Below are 26203 nucleotides of genomic sequence, written 5' to 3'. Positions count from 1 at the left end.
GTCGCGCCAATGCTTATTTCCGACCGGATTTCCTGGGTTCGCTATTTCTTCCGTGGAACGTGGCTTCCGCTCACAATCCCAACTACTTAACAGTCTTCAGCTCTTGCTCTTTGATGACGGGGGTAGGAGGCGAAAATCTCTTAAACGCGGCCTTACCGCATCAACCCAATCCTGACTTATGCAACTTGGAATAGACAGCTTTGCCGCCGCCAATATGGGCTTCGGCACTACCCCGGCCCAAAGTGGGGCCGAGGCAATGGGCCAGCTGCTCGACCGCATCGCGCACGCCGACGCGGTGGGGCTCGACGTGTTTGGGCTGGGCGAGCACCATCGCCGCGAGTTCCTGGACTCGGCCCCGACCGTGATTCTGGGGGCCGCCGCCGCCCGCACCACGCAAATCCGGCTGACCAGCGCCGTGACCGTACTTAGCGCGGCCGACCCGGTGCGGGTGTTTCAGCAGTTTGCTACCCTCGACCTCATTGCCCAGGGGCGCGTGGAGATGGTGGTCGGGCGCGGCTCGTTTACGGAGGCTTTTCCGCTGTTTGGGCTGAACCTGCGCGACTACGACGCGCTATTTGAAGAAAAGCTTGACCTGCTGCTGCGCCTGCGCGACGAAGAGCACGTGCATTGGACCGGCAAGCACCGGCCGGCCCTCACCGGGCAGGGCGTGTACCCGCGGCCGATGCAGGCGCGGCTGCCCATCTGGCTGGGGGTAGGCGGCACGCCCGAGTCATTTGTGCGGGCCGGCACCCTGGGCCTGCCGCTGATGGTGGCCGTTATCGGCGGCGAAACGCACCGCTTTCGGCCCCTCGTGGACTTATACCGCGAGGCTGGCCGCCGCGCGGGCTTCGCCCCCGAGCAGCTGCCAGTGGGCCTGCACTCGCTGGGCTACGTGGCCGATAGCACCGAACAAGCCGTGGCCGAATTTTACCCCGGCTACGCCCAAACCTTCACCGCCATTGGCAAGGAGCGCGGCTGGCCGCCGGTCACGCGGGCGCAGTTTGATGCCGTGGCCGGGCCGCACGGCGCGCTGCTGGTGGGCGGCCCCGAGGAGGTAGCCGCGAAAATAAACCGCCACAGCCAGGCGCTGGGCGGCATTTCACGGGTCACGTTCCAGATGGATAACGCCAACCTCTCGCACGAAAAACTGCTGCACGCCATCGAGCTGCTGGGTAGCCGCGTGCGTCCATTATTACAGTAACATAGGGGGGTAGGGCACGCTACAGAACGGTTATGTTGGCGTTCAGCATGACCGTTCTGTAGCGTGCCCTACCCCTTACTGATTACCCGAGAAATTCTGCTGAATCATCTGCATAAAGTCGCTCTCTGGCATTTTAGCCTTGGTGGCCAGCAGGCCCTGGGCATCGGCCCCGGCGATGTAGCGGAGCTGCGTGGTGCCATCGGTAGCGGCCTGGTAGATGACTTCGGCAATCTGCTCGGGCTGCGAGGCGGCCCCGCCCCGGCTGCTGAAGGCGTCGAGCACAGCCCGCATCTGGCCAGCGTAGGGGTTGGTGTCGTCGTTGGGATTGGCCGTCATGTGCAGGGAGCGGCCGGCAAAATCGGTGGCCACGCCGCCGGGGGCAACCACTTTTACCTGAATACCAAAGGGGGCCAGCTCGTACCAGAGCGACTCCGAAAAGCCATCGAGCCCAAACTTGGTGGCGTGGTAGAGCGAGTTCATCGGAAAGCCCGTGCGCCCGCCCACCGAGGTAATGTTGAGAATAACGCCGGATTTTTGGGCGCGCATGGCCGGCAGCACGGCCTGTATCACGGCAAAAACGCCAAACACATTGGTGGCAAACTGCTGCTGAATCTGGGCCGGCGTGGCCGTTTCAAACGGCCCCACCAGGCCGTAGCCGGCGTTGTTGACGAGCACATCGAGCCGGCCAAAATCGTGTTGCGCCTGGCCCACTGCCTGCTGCACGGAAGCGGCGTCCGTCACGTCGAGCGCGTACACGCGCACGCCGGGCAAGTCGCTGAATGTGGCGTCGGCGGGGTTGCGCATGGTGGCGGCTACCTGCCAGCCGCGCGCGGCAAAAAGCCGCACGGTGGCCGCCCCGATTCCGGTTGAGGTGCCAGTGATAAAAACAGTCTGAGCCATTGGAGAGATAAGGGAAATTAAATGTGCCCCGGTGGACGCGGCAACCCGGCCTTTATTGCGAACAGCCGCAACGATTTGGCGCAAATGCGTGTCTTTTAAGCTACTACTCGTTCTGGCCCAACCGCGAAAGGTAACCCAGCGGAATTGAATTTTTTGTTTTTTATTCCCCGTACGAACTTCTACCTTTGTGCCCTTATTGCAAATCCCTCGCGCTCTGACTACCCTGTTTGTGAATCGACCGTTGTTACTCCTGCTGCCCGCGCTGGCCGCCCTCGGCCTCACTACGCAGTGTCAATCGAGTAAGCCCGCCGTTACGGCCGCCGCCGTTGCCCCCGCCACGGTCCCTACCCCCCCGGAATACCGCTACGAGACCGCGCCCAACGACCCGCTCGGTGTGCGCGTGTATACGCTGGCTAATGGCTTAAAAGTCTACCTGTCAGACTACAAGAACGCGCCGCGCATTCAGACATATCTGGCCGTGCGCGCCGGCTCTAAGAACGACCCGGCCACGGCCACCGGCCTCGCGCATTACCTGGAGCACATGGTGTTCAAGGGCACTTCGCGGCTCGGGACCAAGGACTGGAGCAAGGAAAAGCCGGAGTTGGATAAGATTGAGGCGCTGTACGAAACGTATCGCGGCGAGCGCAACGACCCGTTGGCCCGCAAGCGGACATATCACCAGATTGACTCCATCTCGGGGGTAGCGGCGCGCTATGCCATCCCCAACGAGTATGACAAGCTGATGGGCAGCATCGGGGCCAAGGGCTCGAACGCGCACACCTCGAACGAAGAGACTGTTTACCAGGAAGATATTCCGAGCAACCAGCTCGAAAAGTGGGCCGCCGTGCAGAGCGAGCGCCTCAAGGAAATGGTGCCGCGCCTGTTTCATACCGAGTTGGAGGCAGTGTATGAGGAGAAGAATCGGGGCCTGGACTCGGATTTCAACAAGGAGTTTGAGACGCTGAACGCCAGCCTCTACCCTACCCACCCCTACGGCACCCAAACTACCATCGGCACGATTGAGCACCTGCAAAACCCGTCGATTACTGAGATTAAAAAGTACTTCGGCCAATATTATGTTCCCGGCAACATGGCGCTCTGCCTGAGCGGTGACCTGGATTATGACCAGACCATCCGGCTGATTGACAAGTACTTTGGGGAATTACCAAGCAAGCCGGTGCCCACCTTCACCGCGCCGGTGGAGAAGCCGATTACTACCCCCCTCGTGAAGGAGGTAGTGGGGCCGGCGTCGGAAAACGTGATGCTGGGCTACCGCCTGCCCGGCAAGGCCACCCGCGACGGCCTGCGCCTGCGCATGATGGACAAAATCCTGACCAACGGCCAGGCCGGCCTCTTCGACCTCGACCTGAATCAGCAGCAGAAAGTGCTGCAAGCCCAGACTTTCGCCGACCTCAACGACGACTACTCGACGCACGTGCTCTACGGCACGCCGCGCCAGGGCCAGCAGCTGGAAGACGTGAAAGGGCTCATGCTGGCCGAGGTGGAGAAGGTGAAGCGCGGCGACTTCCCCGACTGGCTCATCCCGGCCATCGTCAACAACGAGCAGCTGAGCCGCACCAAGAGCTACGAAAGCAACGAGGCCCGCGCCTCGGCCATGTACGAGTCGTTTATCGAGCGCGTGAGCTGGGCCGACTACGTGCGGCAGGATGTTGATTTTGCGACCATTACGAAGGCGGAAATCATCAAATTTGCTAACGATAACTACGGGCAGGATTACGTGGCGGTGTTTAAGCGCACCGGCAAGGACCCCAATACGGTGAAGGTGATTAAGCCCGCCATTACGCCGGTGCCGGCCAACCGCGACGCGGCTTCGGTTTTCTACACCGAAGTGTCGAAGCTGCCCAGCACCGAGTTGAAGCCGGTTTTTATCGATTATAAAAAGGATATTCAGACGGCCGAAATAAAGCCCGGCCTACCCCTCTACTACACGAAGAATACCGAGAACGGTCTGTTCAGTCTGTTCTTCGCCATCGACCTGGGTACTAATAATAACCCGCTGCTTGACGTAGCCACGGATTATTTGCAGTACCTCGGCACCAGCCAATATTCGGCGGCGCAGCTGCAGCAGGAGTTTTACAAGCTGGGCTGTTCGTTCGCCGTCAGCAGCAGCCAGGACCGCGTGCTCATCAGCCTCAGCGGGCTGGATAGCAACCTGGAGCCGGCGCTCAAGCTGTTTGAGCAGCTGCTCAATAGTCCGCGCCTCGACGCGGCGGCCCTCAAAAACCAGGTGGCCGGCATTTTGAAGCAACGCCAGGATGCCAAGCTCAACAAGGGCGTGATTCTGAATCAGGCCATGCTGAACTACGCCAAGTACGGCCCGCGCAATCCGTTTACGGATGTGGTATCCGAGGCGCAGTTGAAGATGCTGAAGCCGGAGAAACTAACGGCGCTGCTAAAATCCCTACCCACCTACCAGCACCGCGTGTTGTATTATGGGCCGCGCGAAGTCACTGGTATTACGAACGTTATCCGTACCAAACACCAGACCCCTGCCGTCCTAAAGCCAGACCCAGCTGCTAAGGATTTTGCCGAGCAACCTTTGAAAAATAAAAAGGTTTACTGGGTCGATTACAACATGGTGCAGGCTGAAATCCTGTTCCTAACCAAGGGCGACATTTATAATAAAGCAATGGTCCCGACGGTGGCGCTGTACAACGAGTACTTCGGCGGCGGCATGGGCAGCATCGTGTTTCAGGATTTGCGCGAGAGCAAGGCGCTGGCCTACTCGGCCATGTCGCGCTACGCGAATGCTGATAAAACCGGGCGCTCCAACTACATCGTGAGCTACATCGGCACGCAGAGCGACAAGCTGCCCGAGGCCATGAGCGGCATGGAAAGCCTGCTAACCGACATGCCGCTGGCCGACGCCAACCTGGCCATTGCTAAGCAAAGTATCCGCAACAGCATCGCCACCGAACGCATCACCCACGAAGGCGTGCTGCTCAGCTACGAGCGCGCGCGCCGCCTGGGCCTCGATTATGACGTGCGCCGCGACGTGTACGACCAAACCCAAAACATGACGTTTGCCGAACTACAGAAATTTCAGCAGGCTAAAATCCGGGGGCAGAACCAGGTTATTCTGGTTATCGGCTCCAAGGATAGACTGAATTTCAAGGAATTGGCCAAGTACGGTGCCGTTCAACAACTTACCCTAAAAGAGATTTTTGGGTATTAAATAATTTTTGTCCTTGCGAGCGAAGCGCGGCAATCGCATCCGAACGATACTCGCACCGGTCGTTTCGCTAGCTCGTTCTAGAATCGTTCCGGTGCGATTGCCGCGCTTCGCTCGCAAGGACAACGATTTAACACTGACTTCCCACCCGAACCTGAATAACGATTAAATAGACAACCTTTTTCCTCATGGCAGAGCAGAAAATCACCATTAAAAATGGCAAGCTGAACGTACCCGACCAACCGATTATTCCCTACATCGAGGGCGACGGTACGGGTCCGGACATTTGGCGCGCCGCGCAGCTCGTATTCGACGCGGCGGTAGAAAAAGCCTACGGCGGCAAAAGGAAGCTAATGTGGAAGGAAGTGCTGGCCGGCGAAAAAGCCTTCAAGCAGCTCAACAACTGGTTGCCGACCGAAACCCTCGACGCTTTCCGCGAATACCTGGTGGGCATCAAAGGCCCGCTCACTACCCCCGTCGGCGGCGGCATTCGCTCGCTGAACGTGGCCCTGCGCCAAGAGCTGGACCTCTACGCCTGCGTGCGCCCCGTGCGCTACTACGACGGCGTACCCTCGCCGGTGAAGCACCCGGAGCTGACCAACATGGTCATTTTCCGCGAAAACACGGAGGATATCTACGCCGGCATCGAGTACATGAACGGCACGCCGCAGGCCCAGAAAATGCTCGAATTCCTGCAAGACGAGATGGGCGTGAAGAAGATTCGCTTCCCCGAGTCGTCGTCGTTCGGCATCAAGCCGGTGAGCAAGGAAGGCACCGAGCGCCTCGTGCGCGCCGCCATCAAGTATGCCCTGGAGCACAAGCTGCCGTCAGTGACGTTGGTGCATAAGGGCAACATCATGAAGTTTACCGAAGGGGCTTTCAAAACCTGGGGCTACGAGTTGGCCGAGAAGGAGTTTGGCTCTAAGGTGTTTACCTGGGCGCAGTACGATAAAATCGTGGCCAAGCAGGGTGTGGCCGTGGCCGACGCCCTGCAAAAGCAGGCCCAGGACCAAGGCAAGCTCATCATCAAGGACAGCATCGCCGATGCTTTCCTACAGCAGATTCTGCTGCGCCCCGCCGAGTACTCGGTGGTAGCGACCCTGAACCTGAACGGCGACTACATTTCCGACGCGCTGGCGGCCATCGTGGGCGGCATCGGCATCGCGCCGGGCGCGAACATCAACTACCTGACCGGCCACGCCATCTTCGAGGCGACCCACGGCACCGCGCCCAAATACGCCAACCAGGACAAGGTGAACCCCGGCTCGGTCATCCTCTCGGGCGTGATGATGCTGGAGCACCTGGGCTGGAAAGAAGCCGCCGCCCTCATTAACAAGGGCCTCGAAGCCGCCATCGAAAGCAAGCGCGTCACCTACGACTTCGAGCGCCAGATGGAAGGCGCTACCCTCCTCAAAACGAGCGAGTTTGGGGAGGAGATTGTGAAGAATATGTAGTAATTTGGCGGTTGCCAATTGATAAAGAACCCCCGCATTGGCTTATGAGGCTGGCGCGGGGGTTTTTTCGCAACCTCTTATTATTACCTTGCATGAAAAATAGCTTAATTATATTTCTTTACTGTGGTTTAGCTTTTTCTTGTTCTAATTCTATGCATCGTGGGGTGAATTCAAAAGATTATACGTTAACGGTAGATAATTTTTCTGCCTGTGAAAAACCAGTTAGCGAATCAATCAAAACACCCTCATCAAGGGAAGTCTACTATTACGCTTCGCCTGATTCTATGTCAACACCATTAGGAGTTATACCGCCAGATATTAAAGTTCGAACACTCAGCAGCAATGGGCCTTGGTATAAAGTAAATTATACTGACAGTAGACCAGTATTTGTACTCATTTCATCAATCAATTACAGAAGTCGAAGTGCTTATTTACGTAAAGCTTTCGACATAACAAATCCGACAAAAACTTCAGAAAATAGCCAAATTATTCAAACTGGGCCACGCGGAGGCAGATATTATATTAATGGCAATGGTAACAAGACTTACATCAAGAGTAAGTGATTTTACATGAAATCAAGTTGAAACTCTAAGTATTTAGAGCGCCTCTCCTCTAGTTTCCGAGGCTGCTGGCGGCCCGGCCCGAGCAGCGGGCACAAGTAACTATCGGCGGCGGTGGGCGCGGGCTGCACTAGGAGGAACTGGATAAGGATTTGTCATTGGCGGGGCTATTAGCGGGGGAAATTAGCCACAATCTATAAAGCGGACTAAGCCTGTCTCTACCTAAGCCGCTACCTGAAACCTTCGTAACTTAGGCTACCTAAAAACCCGGCGCTATGGTAACCCTCGAAACGATTATCCAAGAACTCCACCAGGTGCCGCCCGAGCATCTGGACAAAGTGCATGAACTGGTGCAAACCCTATTACCTACCCCTGTTTCCAACGAAGCAATAGCGGCCAGGCTGCACGAGCTACTGACTGGCCCCGATGACCTTAGCCCGGAGGCTTGGGCAGACGTGGAGGCCCACATGCAGCGCACACGGGCTGAGTTATTTACGCGCCCCAATCCGTTTATGGATGATGAAGCCCACCCTGCTTGACACCGCCATTGTGTCCGAGTTGGTGCGTCGTAATCTCCTTGTCAGCAAGCGGGCAGAAACCTATGGATTGGCGCACGGACTGCTTCAGGTAAGCGTAATCACTTACTACGAGGCCCTGAACGGCCTGCTGTATCGCGATGCCCGCACGCAGTTGGGCCGCCTGCGAGCCATCCTTTCGTTAAGAAGCTGTTTGGGTTAAATTTTCTTGACTATTCTTCTACTATTACTTAGTAAGATAAAAGCATTTTCACTGGCTATTTTTCTTTCGTAACATCTTGCTAATCTGCGGTTATTCGTAACCCAGGCTAGGGCGTGAGGACAATAACGCCGGTTAATATATCTTTGTTGTTAATTTCTGATTTATGCGCCGTCACGAAGTTTCCGATGCCACTTGGGCCTTGGTCGCCCCTCACCTTTCCGGCAAAGCCACCGATTGTGGCGTGACGGCTACAGATAATCGCTTGTTTTTCAACGCTGTACTCTGGATTGCGCGTACCGGCTGTCCGTGGGCCGACTTGCCTGAACGCTTTGGCAAGACCAATTCCGTTTGCAAACGCTTTCGCCGATTAGCCCAAAAAGGGGTCTGGCTCCGCTTATTTGAGGCCGTCAAAACGCCGGATTTGGACTGGGTCATGCTCGATTCGACAGTCGTGCGGGCCCACCAGCATTCGGCTGGCCAAAAAAAAGCGACCCCGTTACCGAGTGCCTGGGCCGCAGCCGGGGCGGCATCGGCACCAAAATCCACGGCTGCGTCGACGCCTTAGGCAACGCCGTGCGCCTGATAGCCACTGAAGGCCAGGCCGGTGATAGCCCGCAGGCCCTGCCACTACTGGCGGACTTGGCACCGGGTAAAGTACTGGCTGACACGGCTTATGATAGCGATGAAACCCGCGCTTATTGCGCCCAACAGGGCATCGAGGCGGTCATTCCGAACCGTCCCAACCGACTGGAGCCAGCCTCGATAGACGAAGAAACCTACCGCGACCGCAACAAAATAGAGCGGTTTTTCGGTCGCCTCAAGCAATACCGACGACTGGCAACGCGCTATGAAAAAACCGTTGTTTCGTTTCTGGCTTTTTGGCATATGGCAGCAGCCATAGATTGGCTTCGATAATTGTCCTCACGCTCTAGTGTGCGCTCAACAATCCAGCGCTTGGCATGGATGCAAAAGCCCTTCCGCTGGCGCACTATCTGCGTGGGCACCTCCACCCGAATTCCGTACTTATTAGCCATGTGGTCCACAAATTCGCCGCGAAAGCCGCCATCAATATAAATGATTTTGACTTCCTGCAGCAGGACGTTATGGGCGAGTAAGTCGTCCCAGAACTGGATGGCCGTCTGCCCATCATGGGCATTGGCGGCCGTCACTTTGCTGGCCAGCACATTGCCGAGCGTATCGGCGACGACGAAGCGCTTACGGCCTTTGATAAGTTTGCCCCCATCAAAGCCGATATGCGTGGTGCTGGTGGCCGAATTTTTCACGCTTTGGGAGTCGATAATCACGGCGCTTGGACAAGCATTTTTTTTACACTCTCGCGGTAATCAACGTTTAAACAAGCGTTTATACTTTCAAACAAGCCTTCTTTCTCCCACTTGCCAAAGTAGAAATAAACAGTTTGCCAAGGTGGAAAATCGCCGGGTATATCGCGCCAGCCGCACCCGTTTTTCAGCACGTATAAGATACCATTGAACACGTCCAGCAGGGGCCATTTACTGGTGCGCCGCACCACAATCAACGGTAAAATTCGCTGCCAATCCCGCTCAGATAAATCCGAAGTATAAGATTTTTGACGCATAAAGAAAATAAGAGGGTTTTACCTCAAATTTAACTCAAACAGCTTCTAAGCAACCTGCTGCCTGTAACGGCAGAATCGGCAGCCATTGCGGCGCAGATTGAGGCCGATTTACGCCGGCGTGGTTTAAGCATTGAGCATACTGATACCTTAATCGCGGGGGTAGCACTGGCCAACGGGCTTGTTTTAGCCACCAACAATACCCGGCATTATGAGCGGATAGCGGGCTTGCAACTGGTTAATTGGACGCAATGAGTTACTACCCCACCACCGCTCTCGCCCAAGCCGTTAGCTTCGATGATAGCACTATGCACGTGCAACTCACCGATGGCCGCACGGTGAGCGTGCCGCTGCTCTGGTTTCCGAGGCTGCTGGCGGCCCGGCCCGAGCAACGGCAACAAGTGACCATCGGCGGCGGCCCGGCCGGGCTGCACTGAGAGGAAGTGGACGATGATTTATCGGTGGCGGGGAGAAATTGATTTACTACTTTTCGTTTATGGTTATCATCAAACTACAGCCGTTGCGGGAGTTTATCGAAGCTTACCCCGATGCCCGCGCCAGCCTAAGCCAGTGGATAACGACTGTGGAACAAGCCGATTGGGGAACGCCCAATGAGTTGAAAGCAGTTTACCCTAATGCCTCGCTGGTTGCCAACGACCGCGTAGTCTTTAACATCGGTGGCAACAAGTATCGGCTAGTTGTCTTGATTATCTACCGGGTACGCACGCTGTTTATTCGCTTCATTGGCCCGCACAGTGCCTATGATTTACTAGACGTAGCTACTATTTAATTCCCCTGTTATGCTCGCGCTTCAAACGATTACGACCGTTTCGCCCATTCGCTCCAATGAGGAATTAGCGCAAGCGCATCTGCGATTAGATGAATTATTGGTAGCCCAAGCCTATAATTCACCTAGCCAGGATGTGCGCGATGAATTTGAGGTGCTGACAGCGTTAATTTATTACTACGAGCAACGGACCATTTATCCGCAGCTGTTCAAGTCCAGTGCGACTTAATAACCGGCAAAAACCGAAGCCCGCCGCTACTTGAGCCGCTGATGGAAATCCTCGTAACTTAGGCTACCTAAAAACCTGACACTATGGTAACCCTCGAAACGATTATCCAAGAACTCCAGTAGGTATCGCCGCAACACCGGGAAGAAGTGCATCGGCTGTTGCAAACGCTGAAAGAAAAGCAGGCGACCAACCAGAAACTAGCCGACGAAACCATGTGCATTCTGGAAAATACCGACGAGCTGCCAGCCGAGGTATGGGACGATATTATGGCGCATCAGCAACGGCTGCGGGCTGAATTATTTACCCGCCCTACCCCCTTCCTGGACGATGAGTCTCGCGCTGCTTGATACCGATAGCGTGTCGCTTTTGCCGCGGCGGCAGCCGCTGGTAGTGGAGCAGGCCCGGCAGTATATGGTAGCCAACGGCGTGTTGCAATTCAGCATTATCATCTATTATGAATCGCTTAGTGGCTTGCTCTACCGCGATGCGCGGCAGCAGATGCGGCAGTTTCAGCAGTTGGCGGCGTTGCATCAAGTAGTGCCACTCACAATAGAAAGCGTGGCTATTTCGGCGCAGATTGAAGCTACTTTGCGCAGCCGTGGCCAAAGCATTGGCCCGACTGACACCCTTATTACGGGTATCGCGCTGGCTAATAATTTGCAGCTTGCTACCAACAATACCCGGCATTTCGAGCGGATTGAGGGTTTGCGCCTGGTTAATTGGGCGCAGTGAATTTCTATAAGTTGAATAAGAAAGGTGCAGGCAGTCAATTCATTTTCTACCTGCGGATTCTAGCGACAGAGAACAACCCGTAAATAGCTGAAATTACGCCGCAATAGCGTTGGGCTAAACCCGCGCCAGCGGCGTAAATTTCGCCGATGTTATTCCCGCTCAGACCTTTTGCTCGTTGTGCAGTCCGCTTACTGCTGGGTTACGTGCTGTTCATTTTCGCGCTGCAAAGCCGGGCGCAGAACGCGCCGCCGGACAAGCCCAAGGTCACGCGCATTTTATTTTTGCTCGATGCATCGGGCTCGATGATGGCGCCCTGGGAGGGTAAGCCCCGCTGGGAAGTGGCCAAGCGCCTGCTGGCCAAGATGGCCGACTCGCTCAACACCTACCCCAACCTGGAGTTGGGCTTGCGCGTGTATGGCCACCAGCATCCCAACGCCGAGCAAAACTGCGAAGACTCGCGCCTCGAAGTGCCCTTCGCGCCCAAGAACGCGGCCGCCATTAAGGCGCGGCTCAAGACGCTAAAGGCGCAGGGCAATACGCCTATTACCTACTCGCTGGAGCAGTCGGCTAAGGATTTTCCGCAGGATAAAGCGTCGCGCAACGTGCTGCTGCTCATTACGGATGGGGTAGAGTCGTGCAAGGGCGACCCCTGCGCGGCCTCGCTGGCGTTGCAGCGCAAGCACGTTTTTTTGAAGCCCTTTGTGATTGGGATTGGGGCGGAGAAGGACTTCGGGCGGGCGCTCGAATGCCTGGGTAAATACTACAATGCGGCGGAGGTCAAGACCTTCCAAACGGTGCTCAACGACGTGATTGCCCAGACGCTGGCCAAAACCACGGTAGCCGTGAACCTAACCGACGAGGCCGGCCGGCCGGTGGAGTCGAACGTGAACATGACGTTTGTGAACAACGTGACCGGGCAGCCGGAGTACAATTACGTGCACTACCGCGACGCCCAGGGCAAGGCCGACGTGGTAGATATTGATGCCTTGCAGAGCTACGACCTCATTATCAACACGGTGCCGGCCATCCGGCAGGCTAATATTCCTATCAAGGCGGGCCGCACTAACGTCCTGAATTTCAAGACGCCGCAGGGCACCCTGCACTTGCAGCCGGCCAGTATCTCGCCCAATCCCTACGGGGGGGTAGTGCAGGCGGTGGTGCGGGCGGCGGGTAGCCCGGCCACCGCGCTATCCCTACCCTTCGGCAGCCGCCAGAAGCTGCTGGCTGGCACTTACGAGGTGGAAATCCTGACGCTGCCGCGCAGCACCCAGCGCGTGACCGTGCGCCAGGGCCAGACCGCAACCGTGAGCTACGCCGCGCCGGGCACGCTCAATATTACTTCGGATTTGAAAGGGTTTGGCAGCATCTACAAGCTCAACGACGACGAGTCGCAGACCTGGATTTATAACCTGCCCGAGAGCAGCAGCAAGCTCAACCTGGCCATGCAGCCGGGCGCGTACCGGCTGGTTTTTCGCACGGCGAACAGCAACGCCAGCAAGTTTACGGACGTGCGCAACTTCACCATTCGCTCGGCGCAAACGACTTCGCTGAGCATTTTTGGGCGCTGAGCGAGCACTTTGTCCCGGTTCCGTTGTTTCGTATCTTGCTAGTTACTACTCAGAAAAACTACTTATGGAAATTGTGCTCGAAGTGCCCGACAAGGACGTGGCCCGCGTGTTGGAGCTGGTAAAAGGCATCAAGCGGGTGAAAGTAAAGTCGCCCAAGCCCAGTAGGCCAGCCGCCAACGAGCAATTGCTGGCCGAGCTGGCCGAGTCCGTGGGGTGGGTCAATAAAATCACCCGTGGCGAAGCGCCCATACCTACGCAAGACTTGGACGGAATGCTGGACGAACTGAAAGCTGAAATTCTGGCAGAGGAAGCGGCTGAAATCAGTGCTAACCAAGCGTGACAATTACCCCCATCCCGCCCTTTCGGCACCAGCTTAAGCCGTTGCTAAAGAAGTATGCCTCGCTTGCCGGGGAGTTGCGCGAGCTCAACGGGCAGTTACTGATTACCCCAACTTTGGGCAAATCTATCGGCCGGGGCTGTTATAAGATTCGCCTGGCAATTGCCAGCAAGGGCACGGGTAAAAGTGGCGGGGCCCGCGTTATTATCTACGTGCGGGTGGTGGGCGAAACCGTTTTCCTGCTGGCTATTTATGACAAGTCGGAGCAGGCTAGTATCAGCGACCAACAGGTGCGGGAATTGGTAGCGGCCTTGGTAGAGTAGCCGTCCGTTAAACCCTACCCCCCGGCCACCGTCCAACCGCTACCCCCGCCCCCACTCCGCGTTTGGAAGACCACGAAATCCTCGCTAAGTTTCACGAGCCGGCTAGCCGTAATCTAGCCTTTAACCAGCTGGTACGCAAGTATCAGCAGAAGGTGTATTGGCACGTGCGCAAGATGGTGGTGGACCACGACGATGCCGACGACCTCACGCAGGATGTGTTCGTAAAAGTGTGGAAGAACCTGGAGAATTTTCGGCAGGATGCCCAGCTGTTCACTTGGATTTACCGCATTGCCACCAATGAGTGCCTGAGTTTTTTGCAGAGTAAGCGGCGCAGGTTTTTCCTACCCCTTAACGACGTGGGGGCCGAGCTGGCCGCCAAGCTGGAGGCCGACCCCGCCATTGCGGGCGACGAAATTGAGTTGAAGCTGCAACGGGCCATTTTGCGGCTGCCCGACAAGCAGCGCCTAGTATTTAACCTGCGCTACTACGACGAGATGCCGTATGAGCAGATGGCTGAGGTGACTGGCACCAGCGTGGGCGCGCTGAAGGCCAGCTACCACCACGCCGCCCGCAAAATCGAGGAATACGTTACGGCTGCCGACAGTCCGGGCTTTTCTACCGACGACGCGGATTAAACCTTGGGCCGCTTTTTCCATCTACTGTTCATGAAACCTCCTTTTCGACTTGACCAGCACCCCCGGCGCGGCATGCAGCCGCTGAGCAGCCCGCCAGCGGGCTACTTCGAGCAGTTGCCCACGCGCATCATGGCGCAGGTGGCGGTGCCGGCGCGCCGGCCGCTGCTGATGCGGCTGTGGCAGGCGCCCATGTACGTGCGCACGGGCCTAGCCTCTACGGTGCTGCTGGGCACGTTTGCGGCCTCCATGTGGCTGGGGAGCGCGCCGCTGAGCGTGGCTACCCCTTCGGTGGCGCTCGATGCCGTGCCGCAGCAGCAGCTGGTGGACTACCTCACCAGCGGCGAAACCCACCTTGATATGCTCGACTTGGCGGAGTTACCGACGCGCCACCTGGGCATTACGCGGCAGTACTTACACTCTTCACCCACTGAGCTGACCGAAGCGCTCGATGCCCAGCCTACGGAGGGCCCGGCAATGCTCTAGGCTTTTAACTTATTTGCTATGAATAGCTTACGTTTCTTATTACTGAGTAGCTGGTGCCTCACGGCGCTGCTGGCTGGCCAGCCGGCGCGGGCGCAGGGGCGCGCCCGGCCCGGCCAGGGTGGACGCCTTAATCAGCTCGACAACGCCAAAATCGCCTTCATTACCTCGCGCCTGACCTTAACCCAGGACGAGGCTCAGCGCTTCTGGCCGGTGTATAATGAATTCGTGGGCCGCCGCCGCGAGTTAAATCGCGCGGCGCGGCTGCTGCGCAACGAGGCCAAAAACCCCACCCTGAGCGATGCCCAGCTCCGCGACAACTTCACCCAGGATTTTGCTCTGCGCCGGCAGCAGCTGGATTTGGAGAAAAACTATTTCGACCGCTTGCAGAAGCTGCTGACCATGCGCCAGGTAGCGGAGCTGTATCAGGCCGAGCGCGACTTTACCAAGGAGGTGCTGCAACGCGTGGCGGCCCGGCCGGGCACCCCGGCACCGGTTACCGAGCCGTAGCCGGCCCTACCCCTGCCCGGCGGCGGTACCTTTGCGGGCATTATGCTTACGCCCCGCCAACTTTTTTTGCGCCACCAGGCCCAGACGTCCGAGTTTCCGCTGCTGCTGGAAATCGAGCGGGCCGAGGGCGTGTATATGTACACGCCGGAAGGCCGCCCCATCCTGGATTTAATTTCGGGCATCGGCGTCAGCAACGTGGGGCATCGGCACCCGCGGGTGCTGCAAGCCATTCAGGACCAGCTCGATAAATACCTGCACCTGATGGTGTACGGGGAGCTTGTGCAGGCGCCGCCGGCGCGGCTGGCCCACGCGCTGGCCGCCACCCTACCCCCCCCGCTCGACACGGTGTACTTCACCAATTCGGGCACCGAGGCCATTGAGGGCGCGCTCAAGCTGGCCAAGCGCCACACCGGCCGCACGGGCCTGGTTTCGGCCCTCAATGCCTACCACGGCTCTACGCACGGCGCGCTGTCCATCACGGGCTCCGAGGGCTTCAAGAACAGCTACCGGCCGCTGCTGCCCGACGTGACACACCTGCGTTACAACGAGCTGGCCGACTTAGAGTTAATCACCAAAAACACGGCCGCCGTGGTGCTCGAAACCGTTCAGGGCGAGGCCGGCGTGCGCCTACCCCTGCCCGGCTACCTGCCCGCCGTGCGGGCGCGCTGCACGGCGGTGGGCGCGCTGCTAATTCTGGACGAGATTCAGTGCGGCTTTGGGCGCACGGGCACGCAGTGGGCGTTCGAGCAGTTTGGGGTGGTGCCCGATATTCTGGTGTGCGCCAAGGGCATGGGCGGCGGCATGCCGATTGGGGCCTTCATCTCGTCGCCCGAGATTATGGTGGGCTTCCAGACCAACCCGATTCTGGGGCACTGCACCACGTTTGGCGGGCATCCGGTGAGTTGCGCGGCGTCGCTGGCGACGCTCCAAGTTATTCAGGAAGAAAAACTGCTGGCGGGCGTGGCGGCCAAGGCGGCGCGGCTGCGCGCCGGGCTGGTGCACCCGGCCATCCGGGCGGTGCGCAACTGCGGCCTGCTAATGGCCGTGGAATTTGACTCGTTTGAGGTGCTCAAGCCGATTATTGACCGCGCGCTGGCCGAGGAGGGCGTCCTGACCGACTGGTTTTTGTTCTGCGATAACTCGTTGCGCATCGCGCCGCCGCTTACCATCACTGAGGCCGAGATTGACGCGGCGCTGGCGGGACTGCTGCGCGCCATTCAAACTGTCTGAACCACGGATTCGTCGGATTTTTCGGATTAATCGAATTTTGTGGGCGATTATCCAAACGCACCAAAAAGGCTGCCTGTGGGGCAGCCTTTTTATATGGGGTGAGGCTTTCTCTGAAGCAACAAGGGAATCACCCACAAAATCCGACGAATCCGTGGTTGAGATTTACCGCTGGGGTAGCGGGTTATGATTCAGGAAAGACAGGCTTTCATCCTTTACGCGCTCGCGCGGTACGGCGTCTTTTACGCCCTGCGAAATCTTGCGCACCAGCACGCTCACGATGGCTTGGCGGAAGCCCAGCTTCTCGGCCATCATAATGCAAAAATCCATTTCCGTTTCATCCACGATGCCATCGGCCAGCATCATATCAACGAGGTCGAAAATCTGGTCGAAGCGTTCCGAATCGTTGCTGGGCAGGTCGGAAAGGCAGTCGGAATTACCGTTGACGAGCTTGCGCACTTCACCGGCTGACACCCCGTTCTTTTTCCCGACGGTAATGATAAAATTCATTTCACGGTCGTCAACATGGCCGTCAGCTTTGGCGAGAGCGGCGAGATTGCAGAGGTGGCCTTTTATTTTTTTGGCCTGCTCGTTTTCGAAAAAACCAAACATGGAAGGGAGAGTGAAGGTGGGCGGTGGGATACCGAAAAGTAAGCTAAAAAACCCTAATAACCAAGTGTCTGTTACGTAATCATCGGGCCTTTTACGTAGGAAACGCAAAAATGTCGGGGTTAAATCCACAAAGTCCGTCCGGCAAGTGCGGCGGCCTTACGACCTTTGCGGCGCGTAAGTCACCGTTAGGTTGGCACGGGGCGCTTTAGCTGACTTTGTTTTATGAAAAGAATTGGGGTTTTTACCAGCGGGGGCGACGCTCCTGGCATGAATGCCTGCCTGCGGGCGGTGGTGCGGGCGGGCGTTTACCACGGCATCGAAGTTTACGGCATTATGCGCGGCTACAGCGGCATGATTAAGGGGGAGTTCGTGCGCATGGATTCGGCCTCGGTTTCGAATACGGTGCAGCGCGGCGGCACGATTCTGAAATCGGCCCGCTCGCAGACGTTCATGACCAAGGAGGGGCGGCAGCAGGCCTTCGACCAACTCGTGAACCACGGTATTGAGGGCCTGGTGGCAATTGGCGGCAACGGCACGTTTGCGGGGGCCAACATTTTTGAGCAGGAATTCGGCATTCCAACGGTGGGCGCGCCGGGCACCATCGACAACGACCTCTACGGCACCGACTACACCATTGGCTACGACACGGCCGTGAACACGGCGCTGGAGGCTATCGACAAGATTCGCGACACGGCTGATTCGCACGACCGCTGCTTTTTTGTGGAGGTAATGGGCCGCGACTCGGGCTACATCGCTATTCCGTGCGCCATCGGCGGCGGGGCCGAAATCGTGATGGTGCCCGAAACGGCCATGAGCGTGGAGGCCGTTATCGAGTCGCTGCAAAGCAGCTATGCCCGCCACAAAACCTCGTTTATCGTTATCGTGGCTGAGGGGGAGGAAGAAGGCAACGTGCACAAAGTGGCCAAGCGCGTGAAAGAGGCGCTTCCGCAGCTCGATACGCGCGTCACCATCGTGGGCCACATCCAGCGCGGCGGCTCGCCCACGGCCTCCGACCGCCTGCTGGCCTCGCAGCTCGGCATCGCGGCCGTGGAGGGCCTGCTCAACGGCATGAAGAATGTGATGGCCGGCATCGTGGACCGCAAACTCATGTACACGCCCTTCGAAGACACCATCAACAAGCGTAAAGTTATCAACCAGAGCTTTATGCGAATGGTGGAGATACTCTCTGTTTAAGTATAAATAATAAATGATGAATCATGAATTTTATAAATCTTTATTTCAATTCATAATTTACCATTCATAATTCATACTTAAAATACTCCGGGTCGCGGCGGAGCCAGGTGAGCTGGTGCTTGGCGTAGTGGCGGGTGTTGCGCTGGAGCAGGCGCACGGCTTCGGCATAGTCGTAAGCGCCGTCGAGGTAGCCAAACAGTTCCTGGTAGCCCACCGTTTGCAGGGCCTGATGATGGCGGAAGGGCAGCAAGCCTTCGACTTCGGCCAGCAGACCCGCGTCGAGCATGTGCTCCACGCGCTGGTCGATACGCTGGTACAGCGCTTCGCGCGGCCGGGTAAGCGCCACTTTTACCACGCGCCAGGGCCGCGCGGCCGCCAGCGCCGCCACGGCGGCCGGCCCCCGGTGGAAGCTGGAAAAGGGTTGCCCGGTGCCGCGCGTCACTTCCAGAGCGCGCAGCACGCGCTGGTGATTTTGCAGGTCGAGGCGGGCGTGGGCCACGGGGTCGAGGCGCGCCAGCTCGGCCACGAGGGGGGGTAGGCCGTGGGTTTGCAGCTCGTGTTGCAGCTGTTGGCGCACGGCGGGCGGCACGGGCGGCAACTCGTCGAGGCCATCGGTAAGGGCCTGTAAGTACAGCCCCGAGCCGCCCGTGGCAATCACTACCGGGTGTTTTTCGAACAGCCCCCGCAGCCGTTCTTGCGCCTCAGCAGCAAAGCGGCCGGCACTGTAGTCCTGGGTAATACTGTGCGAATCAAGGAAGTGGTGCCCTACCCCCTGCATTTCGGCCGGCGTGGGCTTAGCCGTGCCAATGCTCATTTCGCGAAAAAACTGGCGCGAGTCGGCCGATACGATTTCGGTGCCCAGCTGCTGGGCCAGCGCCACGGTAAGGGCCGTTTTGCCCACGGCAGTGGGGCCGGCCACGGCCAGCAGCACGGGGCGCGGGTCGGCAGGGGTAGGGTCGAGCTGCGTAAGGAATTCGGTTGAAAACATGCGGGTAGGGTAAGCTTCAGCTGGTCGTGGAAAGGAATGTGTGGTAAGCTTTAGCTCGCCGAGGGGGGTAGAGTAGGCTTTAGCCTGCCGGGCATGAGGCACAGGTGCTGACAAACGGCAAGCTAAAGCTCACCGCACATTCCTTTCCACGACCAGCTGAAGCTTACCCTACCCGCAGTAGCTCATCATAGAGATGCACCAGCTTTTTTTCTTCCTGCTGCCAGCTCCATTCGGTGCGGGCGCGGCGGCAGTTGGCGGCCAGCTGCTCGTAGTAGGGGCCGGGCTGGCCGCCGGGCAGCAGCCGGGCCAGGGCGACCACCAAGGTAGCGGGTGCCAGGTCGGGCACCAGCACGGCTACTTCGTACTGTGCATTGAGGGCGCGATACTCGGGAAAGTCGATGCAGAGCTGCGGAATTCCAGCCTGTACGTAGTCGAAGAATTTGTTGGCCAGCGAGTAATAATAACTCAGGCCGATGTTTTCGAGCAGCATGACGCCTACCGTGGCCTGGGCCGTGAGCGCCCGCAGCGCCTCGGGCAGCACGTAGCCCCGAAACTCGACCTGCCCCGCCGGATATTGCCCCGACGCGGCCAGCAGCCCTAGCCGCGCGGCTTGCGTCCGCAACGCCGCCGAGCAGTCGCCCTCCCCGCAAATAACTAGCCGCGCCGGCACCTGCGGCATGGCGGCCAGCAGCTCGGCTAGGCCGCGGCCCACGTTGAGGGTGCCCTGGTATAGTAAGGTTGGTAGTCCTTTTGACTCCCTGGTTCCTGGTTTCTGGTTGTCAGCTATCGGTTTTTGGTCATTGAGCGAACTAGGAACCAGGGACGAGGAACCAGGAACCTGAGACGAAGGAACATTTCTGACCACAAAAAACGCGCAGCCGGGATGGCGCTGCTCAAAAAGCCGGGCCAGCGCCGGGCCTACGGTGTAGCGCAGCCGGGCGCGGGGCACGATAAAATTCTCTACCCACTGCCACGCGCGCTGCACGCGGGGCCGGTTCACCACCTCGGGCACCTCAGTAAAAAACTCGTGCGCGTCGTACACGAACGGCTGGCCGCTGAGTCGGGCCCGCAGCCAGGTGGGTAGGGCCGCGTCGAGGTCGGCGCAGCTCCAGGCTGCGGCGCGCTGGCCTAGCAAGTAAGTCAGCAGCCGCAGGTTATACTCGATATAAAACAGCTTACCGTGCTGAAACCAGCCCCGCAGCCGGTGCTGGGCGTAGGGCTGCGGGGCCAGCGGCACCGAGGCCGGGCGCTGCCAGCCCACCAGCTGCACCGCGTAGCCGGCCCGCGCCAGACTGCCGCAGATGCGCTGCATGCGCTGGTCGTAGTTGAGGTCGGTAGTGGCGGCCAGCACGATGCGCGAAGCCGCTCGGGCAACTAATTTGGCCACACAGGAATACAAAATGACGCGTCCGTCGTAAATTCAGCCCAAAACTAACCCCGCTGGTGCACTGCTGAAAAAAACAGCCCCCAGTGAGCGGTTATTCGCCCTCTATGCAAGCTCCTTCTCCGGTATCTATGTTGCCGGCTACTGCCCTCATGCTCGACCAGCTACAGCTGGCCTACGCGGTGATTGACCGCGACGGCCTGCTTGTGGAGGCCAACGACACGCTGCTTAACCTCAGCGGCTACGACCAGGCCGAGCTACTGGGTCAGCCCTATTCTAAGCTACTCCCTCGCGGCCAGCAGGCTGAGCACCAGGGCAAAACCCGGCGCATTCTGGCCGGCAACGAGGCCTGCCTACCCTACTATGAGTCGGAGCTGGCCGCCAAAGATGGCAGCCAGCTTACCCTGCAATGGCAGTCTAACCTAGTGCTGGATGAGCAGGGCGACATCACGGGCATGTGGATGGCGGGCCATGTGCTGCCCAAGGGCGCGCAGCCCGGTGCCGGGGCGCAGCTGGCCCTGCCCGAGCCGGCTTACCTGCGCGAATTTTTCGACAGTTCGCACGACCTGATTCTGCATCTGAGCGCCACCAATGTGCTGCTGTTCGTGAACCGGGCGGGTCAGGAAAAGCTGGGCTACACGGAGGCCGAGCTGCTGGGCCGGCCCTTCACCGATGTGGTGCACCCCTACTACCGCGCCAAGCTGCTCTACCAGCTGCGGCGCCTCTACGAAGGCCAGGCCCTTAACAAGCTCGAAACCGTGCTGCTGACCAAGGCCGGCCGGCCGGTGCATCTTATCGGCTCGGTGAGCAGCGAGCAGCAGCCCGGCCGCTTGCCCAGCGCCCGCGCCGTGCTGCACGACATCACGGACCGAATCAAGGCTGAGCGCCTGCAAAAAGTTTATTACAGCATTGCCAACCTGGCTATTTCGGCCCACGACCTACCCGCCCTCTACGGAGCCATTCACCGCGAGCTGGGCAAGGTCATTGAAACAAATAATATATTTATCGCGCTCTGCGATGATGACCGCACCGAGTTGGAATTCGTGTATTACGTGGACCAGCACGCCTATTTTGAGCAGGGCGACGGGCGGCCGTTTTCGATGGGCGTCACCGAATACGTTATCGAGCAAGGCCAGCCGCTGTACTTCACCAAGGCCGATTTGCTGCGTCTCATGCGCACGGGCGAACTCACCGCGTTTGGCCGCTTGCCGGCCGTGCTGCTAGCCTCGCCGCTAAGCGTGGGCGACCGCACCATCGGGGTGCTCACGGTGCAGGAGTATGACCGGGCCGACCTGTACACGCCGGCTGACCTCGATATTCTGCATTTTATTTCGGGTCAGGTGGCCCTGGCCATCGACCGCAAGCGGCAGGAAGAACACCTGGCCCTGCAAAATGCCCGCCTCAACGCCATTTTTGAGAGCGGCACGCAGCTGATATGGAACGTGGACCGGCGCGGCTTTCTTGTGTCGTTCAATCGCAACTACGCTGACTTCTACCTGTACCGCAACGGCACGCTTCCTATTCAGGGGCTCAATCTAATAGAGTCGGATATTGCCCTTGCTGACGAGGAAACCCGCGAGCAGTTTCGCCACAGCTACTTGGCGGCGGGACGGGGCGAGGCGCAACAGTTTGAAATAGTCATGCGTAAAGTAAAAGGTCCTGATGTGTGGCTGAACGTCACGCTGGCTCCTATTTACTTGCCCGACGGCTCGTTTGAAGAGGTTACCGCCCAAGCGCAGGATATCACCGCTACAAAAAACTCCCAGCTGGTGTTGGCAGCGCAGGAAGAGAAGTTTCGCTCCATTTTTGAGTCTTTTCAAGACATCTACTACCGTACTGACCGCGAAGGACGCTTTACTATCCTAAGTCCGTCGGTGCGCGAAGTGCTGGGCTATAACCCTACCGAGGCGCTGAGCCACTCCATCGATTATGTGTATTGGCAGCCCGAGCAGCACCAGAACCTGCTGCAGGAGCTGCGAAAAAACGGCGAGCTGCGCAACTTCGAAACCCAGCTGCGCCACCACGACGGCCACGCCGTAAGCGTGCTCGTGAATGCGCGCCACACTGCCTTCGGCACCGAGGGCATCGTGCGCGACATCACGGAAATCCGGCGCATTCAGGACGACCTGCGCCTGGCCAAGGAGGAAGCCGAAGCCGCCTCGGAGGCTAAAACGCAGTTTTTGGCCAACATGAGCCACGAGCTGCGCACGCCCATGAACGGCATTATCGGGATGATTGACTTGCTGGGCCAGACTATCCTCAACGCCGAGCAGGCCGACTACGTGGATACGCTGCGCACGAGTTCGGAGGCGCTGCTCACCATCCTGAACGATATTCTGGACCTGTCGAAGATTCAGGCAGGCAAGATGCGGCTGCACGAGTCGCCGCTGGCGCTGGTGCCGCTGCTCGACCGCCTGAGCGCGCTGTTCTCCTACCGCGCTAATCAGAAAAATATCCGCTTCAACTACCTCGTAACGCCCGAAACGCCCACGTTCATCGTTACCGACGAGACGCGGCTCTTGCAGATTTTGGCCAACCTGGTAGCCAATGCCATCAAGTTTACGGTGCAGGGCACGGTAAACGTGGTGGCCTCGCTGGTGCGCACCGAGGGCGAATACTGCACGCTGCGCTTCGCGGTGCAGGACTCGGGGATTGGCATTTCGCCCAACGACGCGGCCCGCCTGTTCACTAGTTTCACGCAGCTCGACACTACCCCCAGCAAAGCCTATGGTGGCACGGGCCTGGGCTTGGCCATCAGTAAGGAGCTGGCCGAATTGCTGGGCGGCACCATTGGGGTGCTTTCGAATACCGGGGAGGGTAGCGTTTTCTGGTTTACTATTCGCTGCCAGGTGCTTACGGCCGACCCGGCACCCATGCTGGAACTGCCGGCCCCGGTAGTGACGCCCCCTGCCGAGACTACTTTCACCGGCGAGCCCTCCCGGATTTTGCTGGTCGATGACAACGCCATTAACCAAAAAGTGGCCGCGCGCCTGCTGGCTAAGCTCAATTGCCACGTGGAAATAGCCAGCGATGGCTACGAAGCCATTGCCCGCGCCACGGCCCCCCATGCTGCCTACCAGCTCATTCTGATGGATATTCAGATGCCGGGGCTTGATGGCATCGCGGCTACCCGCGCCATCAAGGCGCAGCTGGGCAGCGCCAGCCCGCCCATCGTGGCCATGACGGCCTATTCGATGCCCGATGATGCGGTGCGCTTTGTGAAAGCTGGCCTCGATGACTACCTGGCCAAGCCCGTGAAGCATCAGCAGCTGGCCGAAACCCTGGCCCGCTGGGTCAATGGCCCCAAGCCCCTGGCCGAAGTAGCGACCCCTACCCCCCCCGCCATCATCGACCCTGAAGTGCTGGCCCAGCTGCACCAGCTGGGTGGCGATGGCTTCGCGGCCGAGCTCTACAGCGAGTTTGTGGAGGAAACTACCGGCCTGCTCGACCAAGCCAATGCCTGCTGGGGCGTGGCCGACCTCGAAGGCCTGCATCCGTTGCTGCACCAGCTCAAGGGCACGGCGGGCACGCTCGGCATTACGCACCTGGCCGGCAAGGCGTTGGCGCTGGAGCAGGCAATCAAGAACCACGAAACGGATTCTTTATCCCAGGGACTTGCTGAATTGGGGCAACTATTTGACCAGTTTATCAGTCATTATCCGGCTATACTCGCGGCGATAGAATAAATTTTACAAGAATATTATTGACATTTAGTAGAATTCATTGGTTATTACCTAGTCCTGTTATAAACTTTCTTTGCCCACTACCATTTCACTTCTTTCATGGATTCCGAATCTCAACCCAAAACCATTCTTATTGCCGAGGATAGCTCAGTTATCTTGAGCCTGACCCGTAAAATACTGGAGCAGCAGAAGTACAAGATTGTATTAGCCAAAAATGGGGGCGAAGTGCTGCGCCAGCTGGAGAGTAAGCTGGACAGTGAGCCCGTTGACGGTGTGTTGATGGACATCAATATCCCGATAAAAAACGGCCTCGAATGCACCAAGGATATCCGCAACCACGCCGACCCGCGCATCAATCAACTGCCCGTTATTGCCATCACGGGCAACGCCAATAACTACTCGCTGGAGCAGTTTCGCGAGGCCGGCATCACCGATTATTTGCCCAAGCCGCTCGATTTCGATGCGCTGGTGCGGGTAGTGCGGCAGTACGTAGGCTAGGTGCTTTTTTAAGCTGTTGGCTAGTAGCCGCTAGCTGTTAGCTTTCGTTCAAGCGACAGAAGCTAATGACTACTAGCCAACAGCTTAAAAAAATATGAGACTTACTTTTTTGGGTACGGGCACTTCGTCAGGGGTGCCCATGATTGGGTGTTCCTGCCCCGTGTGCCGCTCGCTCGACCACCGCGACCAGCGGCTGCGCGTATCGGTGCATCTGGAAGTAGAAGGCCGCAGCTTGGTTATCGACACGGGTCCTGACTTCCGGCAGCAGATGTTGCGGGCGCACATCGGCAAGCTCGATGGCATCCTGTTCACGCACGAGCATAAGGACCATACGGCGGGCCTCGACGACGTGCGGGCCTTCAACTTCCGGCAGCAGCAGGAGATGCCCATCTTTGCCGAGCCACGGGTGCTGGAGCAGCTCAAGCGGGAGTTTGCCTACGTCTTCGCGGAGCACAAATATCCTGGCGTGCCGCAGGTGAGCCTGCACCCCATTGCCGACGACCAACAGCCTTTTGAGGTGCTGGGCCTACGCGTGCAGCCGTTGCGCGCCCTGCACTATAAGCTGCCGGTGCTGGGCTTCCGCATCGGCGATATAGCTTATTTGACGGATGCTAACCAGCTACCGGACAGTACGATGGACCAGTTGCGCGGGGCCGACACGATTGTCCTCAACGCGCTGCGCCACGAGCCGCACATTTCGCATTTCAGCCTGAGTGAGGCCGTGGCTGTGCTGGAAGAGTTGAAGCCGCGGCGGGCCTACCTCACCCACATCAGCCACCAGTTGGGCCGCCACCGCGAGGTGGAAGCTACCCTACCCCCCTGGGTGCGGCTGGCTTACGACGGGCTAACAGTGGAGGGGTAGGAGTAGTGTAATGCGCTTATTACCGTGGTTTACTGAAGAATATCGCTCACCCCTATCCCCAGCCGCATTGCTGCGGCAGATACGAAGCGACCTGATACTAACCCAGTACATTGGGTTTGGTTCTCCGAAAATCAACCACAATTTCAAAGGAAACGTGGAGGCTAATACATTCACTATTCAGCTTCTTGTCAGCCTTATGAGGTCGCCACCCTTAGTTTTAGTGGGCCGCGTGAGCGCTACTACCGACGGAGGTAGTAAACTACAACTACGGTATCGATTAGCATGGTACGCGCTGTTATTTTTGCTTATATGGGAAAGCATCACGGGAATGTTAGCTGGACTTCTTCTTCTCCAAGCATGGGAAGAAGGATATTTCAGTAGTGATAATATGCTTTCGTTTATATTTTTTGTGCTCGGTTTTGCGGTCATCCTGTTGCCTTTCTGGCGCGAGGTCAGGAAATCGCGCTTGCTACTAGTGCCACTGTTGAAACTGCAGCTACAGCCACCTGATTAA

At 58.1% G+C, this 26203-nt stretch carries 28 protein-coding genes and 1 pseudogene; 22 read left to right on the top strand and 7 right to left on the bottom strand.

Annotated elements, in window-relative coordinates:
* Positions 1-178: 178 nt before the first annotated feature.
* Positions 179-1201 carry a luciferase gene (locus tag A0257_00260; GenBank protein AMR25670.1) on the top strand — a complete coding sequence of 341 codons (1023 nt, stop codon included), beginning with the start codon at positions 179-181 and terminating at the stop codon, positions 1199-1201.
* A gap of 75 nt (positions 1202-1276) precedes the next feature.
* Here A0257_00260 and A0257_00255 read toward each other — a convergent pair whose 3' ends face one another.
* Positions 1277-2101 (bottom strand): short-chain dehydrogenase/reductase, encoded by an 825-nt coding sequence (locus A0257_00255; protein ID AMR25669.1) that lies wholly within the window; start codon positions 2099-2101, stop codon positions 1277-1279.
* Positions 2102-2342: 241 nt separating this feature from the next.
* On the opposite strand from A0257_00255, the gene A0257_00250 reads away from it, so the two are divergent.
* From A0257_00250 to A0257_00235, 4 genes are all read left to right on the top strand, one after another.
* The gene (locus A0257_00250) at positions 2343-5297 is read left to right on the top strand and encodes a peptidase M16 (GenBank protein ID AMR25668.1); all 2955 of its coding nucleotides are present in this window, start codon (positions 2343-2345) and stop codon (positions 5295-5297) included.
* 185 nt (positions 5298-5482) lie between these two features.
* Positions 5483-6748 (top strand): isocitrate dehydrogenase (NADP(+)), encoded by a 1266-nt coding sequence (locus tag A0257_00245; protein AMR25667.1) that lies wholly within the window; start codon positions 5483-5485, stop codon positions 6746-6748.
* Positions 6749-7583: 835 nt separating this feature from the next.
* Complete coding sequence (locus A0257_00240; protein AMR25666.1) at positions 7584-7847, top strand: hypothetical protein; 264 nt, start codon at positions 7584-7586, stop codon at positions 7845-7847.
* Complete coding sequence (locus A0257_00235; protein AMR25665.1) at positions 7828-8046, top strand: hypothetical protein; 219 nt, start codon at positions 7828-7830, stop codon at positions 8044-8046. The genes A0257_00240 and A0257_00235 overlap by 20 nt, the downstream gene beginning before the upstream one ends.
* Before the next feature lie 627 nt (positions 8047-8673).
* Here the strand turns inward: A0257_00235 and A0257_00230 are convergent.
* From A0257_00230 to A0257_00220, 3 genes are read right to left on the bottom strand one after another with little or no spacing between them, the layout of a single operon-like run.
* Complete coding sequence (locus tag A0257_00230; GenBank protein AMR25664.1) at positions 8674-8871, bottom strand: hypothetical protein; 198 nt, start codon at positions 8869-8871, stop codon at positions 8674-8676.
* Positions 8872-8891: 20 nt separating this feature from the next.
* Positions 8892-9350, bottom strand: coding sequence for a hypothetical protein (locus tag A0257_00225; protein AMR25663.1), 459 nt, complete (start codon positions 9348-9350; stop codon positions 8892-8894).
* Positions 9347-9583, bottom strand: a complete 237-nt coding sequence (locus A0257_00220; protein ID AMR25662.1) for a hypothetical protein — start codon at positions 9581-9583, stop codon at positions 9347-9349. Before A0257_00220 ends, A0257_00225 begins: the two co-directional genes overlap by 4 nt.
* A gap of 308 nt (positions 9584-9891) precedes the next feature.
* Between A0257_00220 and A0257_00215 the strand changes: the two are divergent.
* The 12 genes and pseudogenes from A0257_00215 (at position 9892) to A0257_00160 (ending at position 16471) form a co-directional block, all read left to right on the top strand.
* Positions 9892-10074: pseudogene (locus tag A0257_00215) on the top strand (hypothetical protein).
* Between the two features lie 62 nt (positions 10075-10136).
* Positions 10137-10430, top strand: coding sequence for an addiction module toxin RelE (locus A0257_00210; GenBank protein AMR29564.1), 294 nt, complete (start codon positions 10137-10139; stop codon positions 10428-10430).
* Between the two features lie 10 nt (positions 10431-10440).
* Entirely contained in the window at positions 10441-10656 is a 216-nt protein-coding gene (locus A0257_00205) for a hypothetical protein (GenBank protein ID AMR25661.1), read from the top strand.
* Positions 10657-10814: 158 nt separating this feature from the next.
* A complete protein-coding gene (locus A0257_00200) occupies positions 10815-11003 on the top strand; it encodes a hypothetical protein (protein ID AMR25660.1) in 189 nt (62 codons plus the stop codon).
* Positions 10984-11388, top strand: coding sequence for a hypothetical protein (locus A0257_00195; GenBank protein ID AMR25659.1), 405 nt, complete (start codon positions 10984-10986; stop codon positions 11386-11388). Before A0257_00200 ends, A0257_00195 begins: the two co-directional genes overlap by 20 nt.
* A gap of 191 nt (positions 11389-11579) precedes the next feature.
* Entirely contained in the window at positions 11580-12956 is a 1377-nt protein-coding gene (locus A0257_00190) for a von willebrand factor type a (protein ID AMR29563.1), read from the top strand.
* Between the two features lie 64 nt (positions 12957-13020).
* Positions 13021-13296, top strand: a complete 276-nt coding sequence (locus tag A0257_00185; protein ID AMR25658.1) for a hypothetical protein — start codon at positions 13021-13023, stop codon at positions 13294-13296.
* Positions 13293-13616, top strand: coding sequence for a hypothetical protein (locus A0257_00180; protein ID AMR25657.1), 324 nt, complete (start codon positions 13293-13295; stop codon positions 13614-13616). Before A0257_00185 ends, A0257_00180 begins: the two co-directional genes overlap by 4 nt.
* A 62-nt stretch (positions 13617-13678) precedes the next feature.
* Positions 13679-14251: an RNA polymerase subunit sigma gene (locus A0257_00175; GenBank protein ID AMR25656.1), complete on the top strand. Its 573-nt coding sequence runs from the start codon at positions 13679-13681 to the stop codon at positions 14249-14251.
* A gap of 72 nt (positions 14252-14323) precedes the next feature.
* Positions 14324-14734: a hypothetical protein gene (locus A0257_00170; GenBank protein AMR25655.1), complete on the top strand. Its 411-nt coding sequence runs from the start codon at positions 14324-14326 to the stop codon at positions 14732-14734.
* An 18-nt stretch (positions 14735-14752) separates the two neighbouring features.
* Entirely contained in the window at positions 14753-15241 is a 489-nt protein-coding gene (locus A0257_00165; protein AMR25654.1) for a hypothetical protein, read from the top strand.
* A gap of 42 nt (positions 15242-15283) precedes the next feature.
* Positions 15284-16471, top strand: a complete 1188-nt coding sequence (locus A0257_00160; protein ID AMR25653.1) for an aminotransferase class III — start codon at positions 15284-15286, stop codon at positions 16469-16471.
* 162 nt (positions 16472-16633) lie between these two features.
* Here the strand turns inward: A0257_00160 and A0257_00155 are convergent, their stop codons facing one another.
* A complete protein-coding gene (locus A0257_00155; protein AMR25652.1) occupies positions 16634-17080 on the bottom strand; it encodes a hypothetical protein in 447 nt (148 codons plus the stop codon).
* A 222-nt stretch (positions 17081-17302) separates the two neighbouring features.
* Between A0257_00155 and A0257_00150 the strand changes: the two genes are divergently transcribed.
* Complete coding sequence (locus A0257_00150; protein ID AMR25651.1) at positions 17303-18274, top strand: 6-phosphofructokinase; 972 nt, start codon at positions 17303-17305, stop codon at positions 18272-18274.
* 64 nt (positions 18275-18338) lie between these two features.
* Here A0257_00150 and A0257_00145 read toward each other — a convergent pair whose 3' ends face one another.
* Together A0257_00145 and A0257_00140 are read right to left on the bottom strand one after the other, a co-directional pair.
* On the bottom strand, positions 18339-19262 hold the full coding sequence (locus A0257_00145; GenBank protein ID AMR25650.1) for a tRNA dimethylallyltransferase: 924 nt from the start codon (positions 19260-19262) through the stop codon (positions 18339-18341).
* Positions 19263-19425: 163 nt separating this feature from the next.
* Entirely contained in the window at positions 19426-20649 is a 1224-nt protein-coding gene (locus A0257_00140) for a hypothetical protein (GenBank protein ID AMR25649.1), read from the bottom strand.
* Positions 20650-20777: 128 nt separating this feature from the next.
* Between A0257_00140 and A0257_00135 the strand changes: the two genes are divergently transcribed.
* The 4 genes from A0257_00135 (at position 20778) to A0257_00120 (ending at position 26203) form a co-directional block, all read left to right on the top strand.
* Positions 20778-24332, top strand: a complete 3555-nt coding sequence (locus A0257_00135; GenBank protein AMR25648.1) for a hypothetical protein — start codon at positions 20778-20780, stop codon at positions 24330-24332.
* A 96-nt stretch (positions 24333-24428) separates the two neighbouring features.
* Positions 24429-24827 carry a histidine kinase gene (locus A0257_00130; protein ID AMR25647.1) on the top strand — a complete coding sequence of 133 codons (399 nt, stop codon included), beginning with the start codon at positions 24429-24431 and terminating at the stop codon, positions 24825-24827.
* Positions 24828-24921: 94 nt separating this feature from the next.
* Positions 24922-25689: a hydrolase gene (locus tag A0257_00125; GenBank protein ID AMR25646.1), complete on the top strand. Its 768-nt coding sequence runs from the start codon at positions 24922-24924 to the stop codon at positions 25687-25689.
* A 328-nt stretch (positions 25690-26017) separates the two neighbouring features.
* A complete protein-coding gene (locus A0257_00120) occupies positions 26018-26203 on the top strand; it encodes a hypothetical protein (protein AMR25645.1) in 186 nt (61 codons plus the stop codon).

Source organism: Hymenobacter psoromatis (assembly GCA_001596155.1).
In the GTDB taxonomy this organism is placed as follows: domain Bacteria; phylum Bacteroidota; class Bacteroidia; order Cytophagales; family Hymenobacteraceae; genus Hymenobacter.
The sequence above is the reverse complement of the archived record's forward strand: the minus strand, read 5'-3'. Positions and strand labels throughout refer to the sequence as shown.

Bases quoted from the DNA above. Each gene is read 5' to 3' on its own strand.
- A0257_00260 (AMR25670.1), top strand. From the start codon at position 179: ATGCAACTTGGAATAGACAGCTTTGCCGCCGCCAATATGGGCTTCGGC.
- A0257_00255 (AMR25669.1), bottom strand. From the start codon at position 2,101: ATGGCTCAGACTGTTTTTATCACTGGCACCTCAACCGGAATCGGGGCG.
- A0257_00245 (AMR25667.1), top strand. From the start codon at position 5,483: ATGGCAGAGCAGAAAATCACCATTAAAAATGGCAAGCTGAACGTACCC.
- A0257_00240 (AMR25666.1), top strand. From the start codon at position 7,584: ATGGTAACCCTCGAAACGATTATCCAAGAACTCCACCAGGTGCCGCCC.
- A0257_00235 (AMR25665.1), top strand. From the start codon at position 7,828: ATGAAGCCCACCCTGCTTGACACCGCCATTGTGTCCGAGTTGGTGCGT.
- A0257_00210 (AMR29564.1), top strand. From the start codon at position 10,137: ATGGTTATCATCAAACTACAGCCGTTGCGGGAGTTTATCGAAGCTTAC.
- A0257_00205 (AMR25661.1), top strand. From the start codon at position 10,441: ATGCTCGCGCTTCAAACGATTACGACCGTTTCGCCCATTCGCTCCAAT.
- A0257_00195 (AMR25659.1), top strand. From the start codon at position 10,984: ATGAGTCTCGCGCTGCTTGATACCGATAGCGTGTCGCTTTTGCCGCGG.
- A0257_00185 (AMR25658.1), top strand. From the start codon at position 13,021: ATGGAAATTGTGCTCGAAGTGCCCGACAAGGACGTGGCCCGCGTGTTG.
- A0257_00170 (AMR25655.1), top strand. From the start codon at position 14,324: ATGCAGCCGCTGAGCAGCCCGCCAGCGGGCTACTTCGAGCAGTTGCCC.
- A0257_00165 (AMR25654.1), top strand. From the start codon at position 14,753: ATGAATAGCTTACGTTTCTTATTACTGAGTAGCTGGTGCCTCACGGCG.
- A0257_00160 (AMR25653.1), top strand. From the start codon at position 15,284: ATGCTTACGCCCCGCCAACTTTTTTTGCGCCACCAGGCCCAGACGTCC.
- A0257_00155 (AMR25652.1), bottom strand. From the start codon at position 17,080: ATGTTTGGTTTTTTCGAAAACGAGCAGGCCAAAAAAATAAAAGGCCAC.
- A0257_00150 (AMR25651.1), top strand. From the start codon at position 17,303: ATGAAAAGAATTGGGGTTTTTACCAGCGGGGGCGACGCTCCTGGCATG.
- A0257_00145 (AMR25650.1), bottom strand. From the start codon at position 19,262: ATGTTTTCAACCGAATTCCTTACGCAGCTCGACCCTACCCCTGCCGAC.
- A0257_00135 (AMR25648.1), top strand. From the start codon at position 20,778: ATGTTGCCGGCTACTGCCCTCATGCTCGACCAGCTACAGCTGGCCTAC.
- A0257_00130 (AMR25647.1), top strand. From the start codon at position 24,429: ATGGATTCCGAATCTCAACCCAAAACCATTCTTATTGCCGAGGATAGC.
- A0257_00125 (AMR25646.1), top strand. From the start codon at position 24,922: ATGAGACTTACTTTTTTGGGTACGGGCACTTCGTCAGGGGTGCCCATG.
- A0257_00120 (AMR25645.1), top strand. From the start codon at position 26,018: ATGTTAGCTGGACTTCTTCTTCTCCAAGCATGGGAAGAAGGATATTTC.